Genomic DNA, 13,036 nt, shown 5'->3' on the forward strand with positions numbered 1-13,036 from the left:
GCATTAACTCGGAATTTATGAACACACCTTATACGCATCGTTGGTATCATTTTATATGGCGTTGGTGTTACAGCTTGGTGCTTATCCTGCTGTTGCCGCTAGGGCTGCTCACACTGCTGCTAAAGTCCGATAAAACCAAAGGGCAGCGAAACAATAATCGTGAACGTTTTGGTTTTATAGGCAAGCCAATAACACAAGGTATTTTAGTACACTGTGTATCAGTGGGTGAGGTCAATGCTGCTAAGAGTATTGTACTGCGTTTGCAACAGCTTTATCCTGAACTGGCTATCACTATATCAACTACGTCATCGACAGGCGCTAAGCAAGCACGTGCAGTTTTTGAGGATAGTGTTCAGCACCGCTATTTACCCATTGATATTCCGGTCTGTATGTGGATTTTCTTTTACAAACTTCAGCCTAAGCTGGTATTGGTTACCGAAGTTGAAATTTGGCCAAACATGCTTCATCAGTGCTTTCGCCGTAATATCCCAGCGGTCTTGATCAATGCCAGAATGACCAACGATTCGCTTAAAAATTATCAGCGTTTAGCATTTTTATTCAGACCTAGTTTGCGTAAGTTCTCACGTATTTGCACACAAGGTCAGCAAGACTTTGATAACTTTCTAAGGCTAGGTGTTTACAAACCTAATATGACGCTAACTAACAATATGAAGTTTGATCTCGAATTGGATCCACAAGATGAGGTTAAGGCCATATCTTTAAAGCAAAAACTTGGACTCACTGGGCAAGCTGTTTTGGTTGCAGGCAGTACACACGATCTAGAAGAAACTATGTGTTTGGATGCGTTTAAAAAACTACGTATTAGCCACCTTGATATCGTTCTTATCGTTGTGCCTCGTCATCCTCATCGTTTTGAAAAGGTTGTACAACTTTGTCAAGCAACCGGTTACGCCGTGGTTAAGATGAGTGAGTTAGCCAAAACTCCGCTGCAAACCACACCAGATATTCTAGTCGTCGACGCCATGGGCATGCTTAAGGCATGTTATCAATTAGCCTCTTGTGCCTTTGTGGGTGGCAGTTTTGCGCTCAAAGGCGGACATAATGCGCTTGAGCCTGCTTTATATGGTGTTCCAACTATGATGGGCCCTAGTATTTTCAACAACCCATTTATTTGTGATGCATTAGCAACAGCCGGTGGATTGAAAATATTATCGGCATCTGAACAAATCGCTGATACGGCATTGGAATGGTTAAATAATGCGGATGTTGCGCAAGAAGCAGGTTTGGCAAATAAACGAGTGATAGAGCAAAATCGAGGCGCTATTGAGCAAACGATAGAAGCAATAGGCGAGGTTTTTCAATAAAAAAAGGAGCATGTAGGATGCTCCTTTGATGACTTAACGTGGTGTTAGGTTAATTAGTCATTTGAAGTAACTGGGAAGCCTCGATCACGCATTAGTGCTTCCACTTTTGCATCTCTACCTCTGAACTTACGATACGCTTCCTCTGGGTCCATTGCGTTGCGCACAGAGAACAAGTACTTAACTAGTCGCTCACCTACTTCTTTATCATAAAAACCACCGGGTGCTTCAGCAAACGCCTCGGCGGCATCAGAGGTTAATACTTCTGCCCACATGTACCCATAATAAGCCGCGGCATAACCCTCGCCCGAAAATATATGTCCGAACTGAGTTGTTCTGTGGCGCATGACTACTTCTTTGGGCATACCTAAACGGGCTAATTCATCTCGTTCAAAACTGTCTGGCTCAATTTTAGCTGGATCAGTTGTATGGTAGAGTAAATCCATAATCGCAGACGCCATATACTCGGTTGTTTTAAAGCCTTCATTAAACGTAGATGCATTCTTAATTTTAGTCACTAAGTCTTGTGGAATTGGCTCACCTGTTTTGTAGTGAACCAAGTAATTGTTAATGACTTCATCAGTTAACAACCAACGCTCAAGTAACTGCGACTGAAATTCCGTGTAATCGCGTACCCCAGAGTGTGAACTTGGATAAGCAACGTCGGCTGATAAAAAATGCAAGGCATGTCCAAATTCGTGGAAATAAGTTTCAGCATCATCCCATGAAATCAGCGTCGGTTCGCCTTCAGGGCCTTTCACGAAGTTGGAGTTATTTGATGACAATACCGTTTGTTTGCCATCAAATGTTGTATAGCTGCGGTAAGTCGTTGCCCATGCGCCTGAGCGTTTGCCTTGCCTAGCGAATGGATCCAAATACCATAGTCCAATATGCTCGCCGCTGGTCTTGTCGGTCACATCCCATACTTTTACTTCGGGGTTAAATACCGGCACTTTGCCTTCTGCTACTGGGGTAAATTCAAAGTTGAATAATTCACCGGCTACAAAAAACATTGCTTCGCGCAGTTTACCTAGCTGTAGGTACTGTTTTACTTCATCAGAATCTAGCGCGTATTTATCTTTGCGTACTTTTTCCGCATAAAAACGATAGTCCCAAGGCTCTATAGTAATACTTGTACCTTCAGCGTCCGCGATCGCTTGCATGTCAGCGACTTCTTCTTTGACTCGTGCAATAGCGGCGGGCCATACTTTTTCCATTAGGTCCATCGCGCGCTCTGGTGTTTTCGCCATGCGATCCTCCAAACGCCACTGCGCATAATTGTCATAACCTAACAATGTAATGCGCTCATGCCGTAACGTTAGAATTTTCTTGACCAATTCATTGTTATCGTATTCATCGCCATTGTCACCACGACTGTAATACGTATTCCACACTTTTTCACGCAATCCTCTATCTTCAGAATAAGTCAGAAAAGGGTCCATTGAAGAGCGTGTGTTAGTAATCGCATACTTACCTTTATTGTCACGTATATCGGCCATTCCTGCAGCTGCACTAACAAACGATCCAGGTAAGCCGGTGAGCTGGTCTTGGTTTAAATATAGAACATAGTTTTCTTCATCCGCAAGGACATTGTTTGAAAACTGAGTATGCAGTGAAGCGAGTTCTTGGTTAATGTCGGCATAACGCTTTTTATCTTCGTCGTTTAGTGTTGCGCCATTTCTTGCAAATCCATTGTATCTCATCCAAGTAATACGTTGTTCTTCACTTGTAAGTGACTTCAATTCTTCACTGCTATAAACAGCTTTAACACGTTCAAACAGATTTTTATTTTGTATTATTTTTGAAGAGAAAGCAGAAATAATAGGTGCCATTTCTTGTTGGATTTTTCTAAATTCGGGAGAGGAGTTGTTCGAACTCCATATTCCATAATAAGTGAACACACGATCTAGTTCGCTGCCCGCGCGTTCCATTTCAACGATTGTGTTTTGAAATGTCGCAGGCTCTGGATTGTTGGCTATTTTATCAATTTCAGCTAAATTTAGCTCCATGCCTTTTTCTAGTGCAGGCTTTAAGTCCGCTAGGGACATTTTATCAAAAGCGGGAACACCGCTATATGGTCCCGTGAATTCAGCCAGTAGCACATTGTCCATGCTTTGTGCTGCCGAAGTCTCAGCAACAACTTGTTCAGGTGCGCTCGGTTTTTCAGAGCAAGCAGCCATCGAAAGCGCTAGTGCCAGAGCAGAAAGCGTTAATACGGCCTTTTTCATATCGTTTCCCTTTTAATTATTATTAGCATTTTTATTTAGTTTTATACTTCTTATCTAAGGATAAGGCTGGGTGTAATAGTAGGCATTCACTATGCACTTGGCAAGTTTGACCTATATACTTTTGTTTAACTATGCTGCCCGCTCGCTAAAATCACTTGATCACTGCACTTGTCTTTACTGTAAACTATACTGACGAGTTGAAAGGGCACTAGATAACGGCAATGATATTTTGCGCCTATGTATTAACTATCTCGAGTGATAGCGCAATCCCAACATGAACTGCGAAAGATATACTATTTACTCAAAGAGACTCTCTACTCATAAATAAACAGTCATTACTCACTATATTCAAATAAGTAATAAAGGAAATTAAATGAAAATTTTAAGCGTAGCTATTTCTCTCTCTTGTCTTCTGCTAGTTACATCTTGCGCCACCTACGACCCTTACACGGGCGAGCAAGAAGTCAGTAAAGCAGGTAAAGGCGCAGGTATTGGTGCAGGTGTTGCTGCAGTCGTTGCTTATCTGGCGAATAAAGATAAGGATGCGGGAAAACGCAATGAAAGAATACTCAAAGCTGCTGCTGGTGGAGCCGCGATTGGGGGCAGTATTGGTTATTATATGGATGTCCAAGAAGCTAAGCTAAGAGAGCAATTACGCGGGTCTGGGGTCAGTGTTGAACGCGACGGCGACAATATTAATCTTGTTATGCCTGGCAATATCACTTTTGCTTCGGGTAACGCTGATATTGCTCAAGGTTTTCTGCCCGTTTTAGACTCAGTCATTTTAGTGTTGACCGAGTTTAATAAAACACTCGTTGTTGTTAGCGGACACACAGACAGCACGGGTTCTGGTTCTTTAAATCAAAATTTATCTGAAAAGCGCGCGCAATCAGTGTCTGATTATTTTTTCAAAAACGGTATTATTAGAGACAGATTGGACGTTATTGGATTTGGTGAAACTCAAGCCATAGCGAGTAATGCAACTGAACAAGGCAAGCAGAAAAATAGGAGAGTTGAAATTTCGTTGCTCCCAATTACACAGCCTTAATCAGTCCAACTCACATAAGATTCTACAGCAACCTTAACAAGATCGAGGTTGCTGTGTATAAAACGATAATAAAGGCTAGTTGCAACTATACCTCTTTAAACTGACAACTGATAAGCGCATATATTTACCGCACTGGCTAAGTTGAGTGAGTCAATACTGCCCCTCCCTGGGATAGTAAAAGCATCTGCATTGAAGGCTGACAATGCTTCAAGCGGAACCCCGCGTGCCTCATTTCCAAATAAGTAACACTCGTAATACGCAAACTCACCCGTGTTAATATTGCTACCTTGTAAATCTAAATAAGCGAACTTGTCAAAACGAGTCGATAAATCGCCAAGTTCTATTTCCAGCTCAACAGGCACGTGAAAAATAGCCCCCATACTTGCTCTCACTACTTTTGAGTTGAATGGGTCAACACTGTTGGGGCTAAGTAATAAACGAAAATTACCAAACCAAGCTAGGCTTCTTAGAATAGTGCCTAAATTGCCAGGGTCTTGCACTTCATGTAGATAAATACATCGCTCGTGTTGTTTAGGAATATGTTGATCGGCTATTATTTTTTTAGCATTGGGCAGCGGCACGCGCGCAATTATCCCTTGTGGGGTTTTGGTGTCACTAAGCTGTGCCATTTGTTTTTTGTTAATAGTCAAAGTTGTAAATTGAGCACTTAACGCGGTTGCCCATTCTTCATATTCTTGTGTAACATATAGTGTCATATCTCTTACATTAGACGGTTGTTGAATAGTTCTTTGTGACGGATCATTTTTCAACTGTTCGTTTCGTAACTGAGCCTTTTGTAACTCAAGAATAAGATGTTCACCTTCTACTAAATAATAACCTAGCTGTGTGCGGTACTTTTTTTGATGCAGCTTTTTAACATCATCTAGTTTCATATAACCTTGCCTTTTAGTCCTTGTCGTCGTTTGTACAAAGCGTAAAACTACTATAACAATGCGAGTCACTGTATTTTGCAATCTTAATTGTAGCGGTTTGGGTAAGTTAAGTCAGGCAAAAAGAGACCAAATGTTGCTTATTCGAGATAGTTTGAAATAAAAAACCGATTTAACACCGCAAGGAATTTGCAAATCTGCCTTGCAAGCTTACAATAAGTGCCGTTTCAGCGATATTAATAGTGTATTCACTCTATGGCCCGATCAAAAACCAGTAAACAATGGATGGACGAACACGTCAATGACCCCTACGTAAAGAAGGCAAAAATTGACGGCTATCGTTCTCGTGCTAGTTATAAAATTATCGAAATTAACGAAAAAGACAAGATAATTCGCGCTGGTAATATTGTCATGGATTTAGGCTCTGCACCAGGCGGTTGGTCGCAAGTTGTAGCTCCATTGGTAGGTGCTTCGGGGCGGGTTATTGCATCAGATATCCTGCCTATGGATGGCATAATAGGGGTAACATTTATTCAAGGTGATTTCACTGAAGCCGCGGTTTACGATAATATACTAAGTACGCTGAATGGAGATAAGGTCGATGTTGTTGTTTCTGATATGTCACCTAACCTCAGCGGCGTAAATACCACCGACCAATACTCCTCTATATACCTTGTAGAGTTAGCGCTTGATATGGCTCGTAACGTACTAAAGCCGGGCGGTAGTTTTTGTGCAAAAGTGTTTCAAGGTGTGGGTTACGAGGAATATGCCAAAGAGGTCAGAAAGTCATTTGATAAAGTGGTGGTTCGCAAACCTGACGCTTCTCGAGCACGGTCTCGTGAAGTTTATATTGTTGGCAAAGGCTTTAAGGGCTAACGTTCAAGTAACGCTAGCTTGTCGTCCACACCATTCCATTTATCGGCATCAGCAGGAGCAGGTTTAATGTCTATGATATTTGGCCATTCTTGACACAACTGGGCATTAAGTTCTAAAAACTTAAGCTGCTCTGGTGGCAGTTTAGTGTCTTGATAAATAGCCTCAGCTGGGCACTCTGCGACGCATAAGTCACAGTCGATACAAATAGCAGGATCGATAACCAAAAAATTGGGTCCTTCAAAAAAAGCATCAACTGGACAAACAGCAACACAATCTGTGTATTTACATTTAATGCAATTGTCGGTTACTACAAAGGTCATGATGGCTTAACTATTAAATCATTTTTCGTTGTCGCAAGTGTAAAGTAGCAGTGTTAAAACACAAGTTTCTTTGTGACATTGTTTGGCTCAACGTATCGATTTAGTTAATCACACAGGGCTATCTAAACAAGGCTAACTGTTTTAAAATATCGCGCCCTGACAGAAAGGCTGTCCGGCGTTACAAAGAGTAAAAGTATTATGCTTCGTTTAACCGATATTAAATTACCGCTCGATCATGATGAGCAGGCACTTGAGCTTGCCATTTTAAGCAAACTTAACATTAGCAAGAGCGAGCTATTGTCATTTGATTTATTTAAACGGGGTTATGACGCACGTAATAATAGAAACATACAACTCATTTATACGCTCGACGTTGAGGTAGAGAAACAGGAAGAATTGTTAGCGCAGTTTAGCCGTGATCCACACGTGCGCGTAACACCCGATATGCGCTATAAGTTTGTCGCTCAAGCCCCAACTGATCTTACCCACCGTCCAGTCGTTGTTGGTCTTGGCCCATGTGGTTTATTTGCCGCTTTGATTTTGGCACAAATGGGCTTTAAACCTATTATCTTAGAACGCGGAAAGGCCGTACGTGAACGTACAAAAGACACCTTTGGTTTTTGGCGCAAACAAGAACTTAATCCAGAATCAAATGTGCAATTTGGTGAGGGTGGAGCAGGTACTTTTTCAGATGGTAAACTTTACAGCCAGGTTAAGGATCGCAAGCATTACGGTCGCAAGGTGCTGCATGAATTTGTTGTCGCCGGTGCACCTGAAGAAATCATGTATGTGAGTAAGCCGCATATAGGTACTTTTAAACTGGTGAATATGGTTGAAAAAATGCGCGAGCAAATTATTGCGCTAGGAGGCGAGTTCCGCTTCAGCACCAGAGTCGAAAAATTAGATTTAGAAGCTGATAATAAAAATCATAAAATTAAAGGATTATATTTGTCGGGAGGCGATTATATCAGCTGCAAACAAGTTATTTTGGCTATTGGTCATAGTGCCCGTGATACTTTTACTGCACTCTATGAACAAGGTGTTTACATTGAAGCAAAACCCTTTTCGATAGGTTTTCGCATTGAACATGAACAAAGTATGATTGACCACAGCCGCTTTGGCGATAACATAGGCAACCCAATTTTGGGTGCCGCCGACTACAAGCTAGTACATCACTGTAAAAATGGCCGCACGGTATATAGTTTTTGTATGTGCCCAGGTGGCACCGTGGTAGCGGCAGCATCTGAGCCCGGTCGAGTGGTCACGAATGGAATGAGTCAATACTCCAGGCATGAACGCAATGCTAATAGCGCTATTGTTGTCGGAGTGACACCTGAAGAGGATTACCCTGGTCATCCTTTAGCAGGAATTGAATTGCAGCGCAGTTTAGAAGCATTGGCATTTACCGTCGGAGGCGAAAATTATCATGCGCCGGCTCAATTAATTGGTGACTTTTTAACAGGCCAACCCAGTGCTGAAATTGGGGTGGTCAAACCTTCATATACGCCAGGTATTACGTTAACTGATTTGAGTAAAGTGGTACCCGATTATGTTACTCATGCTATTCGCGAAGCCATTCCCGCTTTTGATCGTCAAATAAAGGGTTTTGCTAAACAAGATGGTTTATTAACTGGAGTTGAAACCCGCACTTCTTCACCTATCTGCATCAAGCGCGGAGCAGATTATCAAAGTGTGAATGTGCATGGTTTATATCCTGCAGGAGAGGGAGCAGGCTATGCTGGAGGCATATGGTCAGCTGGCATAGATGGCATACGCGTAGCCGAAGCAGTCGCGTTAGCTATTGCAGGCGACGCATCGTAAAGAATATTAACGGATGACAGCTTTACTAGTTACCCGCCAGCATTGATGTCTTTATATCTGGATCAAAGTTAACCTCCTAACATGTCCCGAAGTTTACGCTCTGCCAACTCCGCAGGCGTTAAACTTTCATCATGGTTGACACTGTCCACGTCTGATTCTTCACCAAATAAAGCCGCTAGTTGAGCTTCTGCATTTCCTTTCTTTGGCGTTTTTTTAACGAAAACCTCTCGCGATGGTGAAAAGTAATCACAAAAATTTGCCTTTTCTGTGTCGGTCACATCTTCTGCACTGGGTTCGTTACATCCATTTCGGCCGTCAAATTCTTTACACATTTTGCAAACATGTTGATCGGCATCGCAAACAGAGCAATCTTCGCGCCGCGACATCGGGAAAATAACATTTTCAAGTAGGTTTCCACATTGCCAGCAGCTTAGCTTTTGAGACATAAATAGTGCTCCTAGAAATTAATTTTTATTGCTCAATATCATACTAGAATAAACAGGAGTTGAGTCAACGCATTGAATATAAATGTAATATTCAATAAAAATGGAATGCTTTTATGAATGCTTTTATGAATGCTTTTATGAATGCTTTTATGAATGCTTTTATGAATGCTTTTATGAATGCTTTTATGTTGAAGTTCTGAGCAATATCAACCCCAGTTTATTGAGCGTTAGGCCTAAGTAATGCTCATTCAATCGCATATAAACTAAATTGTCTTCCAACACGTAACCTACTGGCATACTATTCATTTTAACATCGGGCTAAATTTTCGCCCATTATACTGAGCTATAGACATATTTATGCATCTCATTTTTTTTGATTTAGATGGCACTCTATTAAACGATGCATCTGAAATATCACCCTTTACCAAAGCAACCCTTATTCTATTGCGAGAGAACGACATAGCGTATACCGTGGCAACGGGGCGTACCATGCTGTCCGCTCGTGGGATTGTTGATGGTCATGATTTTAATTTACCTCAAATATACAATAATGGGGTAACCGTCTGGGACCCTAAAATCCAACAACTCACTCTGGAAAATCTGCTTAACCATACTGAAGTTGCCACGGTCATCGACTTAGCATTTTCGCACGGGATTACGCCGTTTGTTAACACCATTGAAAACCATCATCACTTTATTTTTCATACTGAAACACGTCATGATGTTGAAAGAGAGTTGGTTCATAAGTATTTTTCTCGCACTAAAGCGACACTTTTACCCTTAGAAGCCCTGCCTATTGACAGTCAAGTGACTAATATTAGTATGATCGGCTTTTCTGATACTATTAATGAAATGTGGCTAGAGCTTAATAAACACCCAAATCTAATCGCCTACTCCGGACCAACCACAGAGGGTGATAATTTTAGGTGGATGGACATTCATCATTGCCGCGCTAGTAAGGGCAATGCAGTTACTAATTTAAAAAAGCAATTAGGTGCCAGTAATATTATTTGCTTTGGTGATGGTGATAACGATTTAAGTATGTTTGCACTTGCAGATGAGAGTTATGCCCCAGAGAATGCAAAGGCCGAAATTAAAAAGTCTGCTAGTGCTGTTATTGGGCATAATCACAAGGATGGAATAGCGCACTTTTTGCGTGAGCGTTTCTCGCTATAAAAGGGCTAAGGCACCCTTGTGCTAAAAGTGCATGGATTTAATAGGCTACCAAGAACAATACTTTTTTTGAAAAATCTTCGTAAAGAGTAAGTAGTACAGCGTAAATTGCTTTCTCTACCCAAAAGTTTACGAGCCTTACTCAACATTGGCTTCATAATAGAAGCATAAACTAAGGATTTAAAGTGAAATTACTATTACCCATACTTGCATCAATTTTTGTGGCGGGATGTTCCGTGGTCGGTCAAAGTAATGTAGATACTGCACCCTATACTTTACTGAGATCTGACGATATTCAGAAAATTGAAGTTCGTAACTATGATTCAATGATCTTGGTCTCAACTAGTATGTCTGGAACAAGTGGTAATAGTGCATTTAGAAAGTTGTTTAAATACATTGGTGGCGAGAATGAGGGCGCCACTGAAATTGCTATGACTGCTCCGGTTATGATGGATGATAAAAAAATCACAAAGAAAGGCACCGAAATTTCGATGACCGCCCCTGTGTTTATGAATGAAAGCGCTGACATTTCCTTAATGTCATTCGTTATGCCTAACGATTTCACCCTAGAAACAACGCCCAAACCAACTAACCCTGATGTTCAGGTGAGTGAACTTAAAGACTATAAAGTCGCCGCCATTAAGTTCAGTGGTACACTCAGTGACAGCAACGTCGACGAACATACAAAAATTCTGACAGCTTGGATTGCCAATAACGGCTATACCGCTATAGGTAAGCCCATAAAAGCTGGCTACAATGGACCTTTTACTCTGCCTATGATGCGCCGAAATGAAGTGTTGGTTGAGGTTAGATAGCCTCCCTCTACTGTGCCGAAAATACACAGATTGAGAAGCATAAAAACCAAACCTTGAGAATGACTGCAAAGCTTTAAACTACCACTGCTAGCGCAACGTCAACACGCTTTAAGCATGCTCATACTCAGGCTGCGTTTTAATCAAAAAAAGCCATCTACGCAAATACCAAGGTTTTGTTCTGATGAATAATGATGCGGTCTTGCAAGTGATATCGAATACCATTAGCTAGTGCATTCACTTCACACCGCTTGCCCTTGCGCACCATATCTTGAGCTGAATCACTGTGACTAATACGCAAGACTTCTTGTTCAATTATAGGCCCATCATCAAGATCTGAAGTGACATAGTGACAGGTAGCACCAATTAGCTTTACACCCCTTTCATATGCCTGCTGATAAGGCTTTGCACCAGCGAAAGAGGGTAGAAAACTATGGTGAATATTGATCGCTTTGCCCGCCAGTTTTTGGCATAAATAATTTGGCACAATTTGCATGAATCGGGCAAGTACGGTTAAATCAATTTGGTAGTGTTCGAGTAAACTCTCTACTTCTTTAAATGCTTTTGTCTTGTCCGAAAAATCAATAAAGTGAAACGGAACTTTATACCAGTCAGCATACTCTCGCATTGCTTCATGGTTGGCGATAATACATGGGATGTTGCATTGCAGTTCGCCAGTGTGCCATCGATGCAGTACATCAATTAAGCAATGAGACTCCCTGCTGGCTAACAGAGCAACGTTCATATTTTTCTGCGAATCATTAAGGGTCCAGCGCATCTCATAACGTTCGGCTACTTTACTAAACGCGCTTACAAAGTGCTCATGATCCATTGCAATCGACTTCGCATCTATTTCGTGGCGCATAAAAAAACGATTGAGTTGCAAGTCCGAGTGATGACTCGCTTCGAGAATGTTGGCGCCATACTCACAGAGGAATTGTGACACAGCAGCCACTAGTCCCGTTTGGTCGGGACAATCAATAACAAGGCGGTAAGTAGATTGCAAAACCAGTTTTCCTTTTGCGCAGATAACGTTTTATTTTAAATATAAAGTATACCGTGGGTATTTTTTAATTGATAAGAAATTTTCGGTCTAAATTTTGCTACGTTGAAGTGAATAATAAATTTTATTGTGATCTATATCAATTCAGTTCTCAGAAAATATAACCGATAGACCAAAGTCGCATTATTGTAATGTGTATTTTGTATTATAAATAGTGAGTAAATTTTGTGCAGTATTTTATTTAACCGTTAAGTCACACAATAGGGAATGGATATGACCAGAGTAGCATTAGTTACAGGCGGAACTCGTGGAATTGGTGAAGCGATTTGTAAGAAGCTTTTCGACAAAGGTTACAAAGTTGTGGCTAATTATGCTGGCAATGATGCTAAAGCCACTGAATTTAATGCACGAACTGGTATTCCAGTAGCAAAATTTGATGTCTCAAATTTTGAGCAAACCGCTGCTGGAATAGCTAAAATTGAAAGCGAGTATGGTCCAATTGATGTTTTAGTCAACAACGCCGGAATTACTAGAGATGGCACAATGCATCGAATGAGTTTTGAGCAATGGGATGCGGTTATTCAAACCAACTTAGCTTCTTGTTTTAATACTTGTCGTGCTGTGATTGATGGCATGCGTAGCAGAGACTTTGGTCGTATCGTTAACGTCGGCTCGGTAAATGGTCAAGCCGGCCAATATGGCCAGGTGAACTATGCGGCGGCTAAGTCGGGTATACATGGTTTTACCAAAGCACTTGCATTGGAAAGTGCGAGTAAAGGTATCACTGTGAACGCCATTGCCCCTGGTTACGTTGACACCGATATGGTGCGAGCAGTACCTCCAGAGGTTTTAATCAAAATTATCAAAACTATCCCGGTCGGCCGTTTAGGTAAACCTGAGGATATTGCAAACAGTGTGGCATTTTTAGTTGATGATGAATCAAGCTTTATTACTGGCTCTACACTGTCTATCAATGGTGGACAACATATGTATTAAGTTGGTGCATGCGCACCAACATGTGTCGACTAGTGGCGTAATTAACTACTTTATTGTTTTCAATCTAGGGGCTAATTGCAGGTAAAAACACAATTAGGAGG

Annotated in this window: 12 protein-coding genes; 7 read left to right on the forward strand and 5 right to left on the reverse strand. The window is 41.3% G+C overall.

The window, feature by feature from the left end; all coding sequences use genetic code 11:
• The first annotated feature begins 17 nt into the window (after positions 1-17).
• The gene (locus G399_RS0100315) at positions 18-1,325 is read left to right on the forward strand and encodes a 3-deoxy-D-manno-octulosonic acid transferase (RefSeq protein WP_006012766.1); all 1,308 of its coding nucleotides are present in this window, start codon (positions 18-20) and stop codon (positions 1,323-1,325) included.
• Between the two features lie 53 nt (positions 1,326-1,378).
• On the opposite strand, the gene G399_RS0100320 is transcribed toward G399_RS0100315, so the two are convergent.
• Complete coding sequence (locus G399_RS0100320) at positions 1,379-3,550, reverse strand: M3 family metallopeptidase (RefSeq protein WP_006012764.1); 2,172 nt, start codon at positions 3,548-3,550, stop codon at positions 1,379-1,381.
• Between the two features lie 373 nt (positions 3,551-3,923).
• Here G399_RS0100320 and G399_RS22715 point away from each other — a divergent pair, with 373 nt between their 5' ends.
• Positions 3,924-4,598, forward strand: a complete 675-nt coding sequence (locus G399_RS22715) for a YiaD family glycine zipper/OmpA-like lipoprotein (RefSeq protein WP_006012763.1) — start codon at positions 3,924-3,926, stop codon at positions 4,596-4,598.
• A gap of 95 nt (positions 4,599-4,693) precedes the next feature.
• On the opposite strand, the gene G399_RS0100330 is transcribed toward G399_RS22715, so the two are convergent.
• Positions 4,694-5,491, reverse strand: coding sequence for a TrmH family RNA methyltransferase (locus G399_RS0100330; RefSeq protein WP_006012761.1), 798 nt, complete (start codon positions 5,489-5,491; stop codon positions 4,694-4,696).
• A gap of 252 nt (positions 5,492-5,743) precedes the next feature.
• Between G399_RS0100330 and rlmE the strand changes: the two genes are divergently transcribed.
• Positions 5,744-6,364: a 23S rRNA (uridine(2552)-2'-O)-methyltransferase RlmE gene (rlmE, locus tag G399_RS0100335; RefSeq protein ID WP_006012759.1), complete on the forward strand. Its 621-nt coding sequence runs from the start codon at positions 5,744-5,746 to the stop codon at positions 6,362-6,364.
• Here rlmE and fdxA read toward each other — a convergent pair.
• On the reverse strand, positions 6,361-6,684 hold the full coding sequence (gene fdxA, locus G399_RS0100340; RefSeq protein ID WP_006012756.1) for a ferredoxin FdxA: 324 nt from the start codon (positions 6,682-6,684) through the stop codon (positions 6,361-6,363). The genes rlmE and fdxA overlap by 4 nt on opposite strands.
• A gap of 198 nt (positions 6,685-6,882) precedes the next feature.
• Between fdxA and G399_RS0100345 the strand changes: the two genes are divergently transcribed.
• The gene (locus G399_RS0100345) at positions 6,883-8,505 is read left to right on the forward strand and encodes an NAD(P)/FAD-dependent oxidoreductase (protein ID WP_006012752.1); all 1,623 of its coding nucleotides are present in this window, start codon (positions 6,883-6,885) and stop codon (positions 8,503-8,505) included.
• 68 nt (positions 8,506-8,573) lie between these two features.
• Here G399_RS0100345 and G399_RS19870 read toward each other — a convergent pair whose 3' ends face one another.
• Positions 8,574-8,951: a hypothetical protein gene (locus G399_RS19870; protein ID WP_006012749.1), complete on the reverse strand. Its 378-nt coding sequence runs from the start codon at positions 8,949-8,951 to the stop codon at positions 8,574-8,576.
• A 357-nt stretch (positions 8,952-9,308) separates the two neighbouring features.
• Between G399_RS19870 and G399_RS0100360 the strand changes: the two genes are divergently transcribed.
• Together G399_RS0100360 and G399_RS0100365 are read left to right on the forward strand one after the other, a co-directional pair.
• Positions 9,309-10,127, forward strand: coding sequence for an HAD family hydrolase (locus G399_RS0100360; protein WP_006012744.1), 819 nt, complete (start codon positions 9,309-9,311; stop codon positions 10,125-10,127).
• A gap of 182 nt (positions 10,128-10,309) precedes the next feature.
• Entirely contained in the window at positions 10,310-10,939 is a 630-nt protein-coding gene (locus G399_RS0100365) for an SOUL family heme-binding protein (protein WP_006012741.1), read from the forward strand.
• A gap of 154 nt (positions 10,940-11,093) precedes the next feature.
• Here the strand turns inward: G399_RS0100365 and purU are convergent, their stop codons facing one another.
• On the reverse strand, positions 11,094-11,942 hold the full coding sequence (gene purU, locus G399_RS0100370) for a formyltetrahydrofolate deformylase (RefSeq protein ID WP_026843316.1): 849 nt from the start codon (positions 11,940-11,942) through the stop codon (positions 11,094-11,096).
• 270 nt (positions 11,943-12,212) lie between these two features.
• Here purU and phbB point away from each other — a divergent pair, with 270 nt between their 5' ends.
• Positions 12,213-12,935 (forward strand): acetoacetyl-CoA reductase, encoded by a 723-nt coding sequence (phbB, locus tag G399_RS0100375; protein ID WP_006011154.1) that lies wholly within the window; start codon positions 12,213-12,215, stop codon positions 12,933-12,935.
• Positions 12,936-13,036 lie beyond the last annotated feature (101 nt).

Source organism: Brumicola pallidula DSM 14239 = ACAM 615, assembly GCF_000428905.1.
In the GTDB taxonomy this organism is placed as follows: domain Bacteria; phylum Pseudomonadota; class Gammaproteobacteria; order Enterobacterales; family Alteromonadaceae; genus Glaciecola; species Glaciecola pallidula.

What these genes read in the sequence shown, in the direction of transcription:
- G399_RS0100315 (WP_006012766.1), top strand. Translation starts at nt 18, where the DNA reads ATGAACACACCTTATACGCATCGTTGGTATCATTTTATATGGCGTTGG.
- G399_RS0100320 (WP_006012764.1), bottom strand. Translation starts at nt 3,550, where the DNA reads ATGAAAAAGGCCGTATTAACGCTTTCTGCTCTGGCACTAGCGCTTTCG.
- G399_RS22715 (WP_006012763.1), top strand. Translation starts at nt 3,924, where the DNA reads ATGAAAATTTTAAGCGTAGCTATTTCTCTCTCTTGTCTTCTGCTAGTT.
- G399_RS0100330 (WP_006012761.1), bottom strand. Translation starts at nt 5,491, where the DNA reads ATGAAACTAGATGATGTTAAAAAGCTGCATCAAAAAAAGTACCGCACA.
- rlmE (WP_006012759.1), top strand. Translation starts at nt 5,744, where the DNA reads ATGGCCCGATCAAAAACCAGTAAACAATGGATGGACGAACACGTCAAT.
- fdxA (WP_006012756.1), bottom strand. Translation starts at nt 6,684, where the DNA reads ATGACCTTTGTAGTAACCGACAATTGCATTAAATGTAAATACACAGAT.
- G399_RS0100345 (WP_006012752.1), top strand. Translation starts at nt 6,883, where the DNA reads ATGCTTCGTTTAACCGATATTAAATTACCGCTCGATCATGATGAGCAG.
- G399_RS19870 (WP_006012749.1), bottom strand. Translation starts at nt 8,951, where the DNA reads ATGTCTCAAAAGCTAAGCTGCTGGCAATGTGGAAACCTACTTGAAAAT.
- G399_RS0100360 (WP_006012744.1), top strand. Translation starts at nt 9,309, where the DNA reads ATGCATCTCATTTTTTTTGATTTAGATGGCACTCTATTAAACGATGCA.
- phbB (WP_006011154.1), top strand. Translation starts at nt 12,213, where the DNA reads ATGACCAGAGTAGCATTAGTTACAGGCGGAACTCGTGGAATTGGTGAA.